Source organism: Paraburkholderia sp. BR10954 (assembly GCF_040965775.1).
Classification (GTDB): Bacteria; Pseudomonadota; Gammaproteobacteria; order Burkholderiales; family Burkholderiaceae; genus Paraburkholderia; species Paraburkholderia youngii.
This window is the reverse complement of record NZ_JBFRCK010000290.1, coordinates 1-281: the sequence shown is the minus strand read 5'-3', so window position 1 is coordinate 281 and position 281 is coordinate 1. Positions and strand designations below refer to the sequence as shown.

Sequence of the window (281 nt, the reverse complement as noted above, 5' to 3'; positions counted from 1 at the left end):
CTGGCTGCTGTGGCGTGCGGTCGACCAACACGGCGTCGAACTCGACATTCTGCTCCAGAAGCGCCGCGACAAGACCGCGGCGAAACGGTTCTTCAAGCGCGTACTGGCGGCTTGCCCTGAGGTGCCAAGCAAGATCGTCACCGACCAGCTGCGCAGCTACCCGGCTGCGAAAGCGGAGATCCCCGAACTGGCTAATACACGTCAGGCATGTGTTCGTCAAAGCCAGCGCCCGCGTCAACAACCGTGCTGAGAATAGTCATCAGCCAACCCGGGAACGCGAA

General features: G+C 61.6%; 1 pseudogene. It reads left to right on the top strand.

Annotated elements, in window-relative coordinates:
- A pseudogene (locus AB4Y34_RS42280) lies at positions 1–281 on the top strand (DDE-type integrase/transposase/recombinase); the annotation flags it as partial.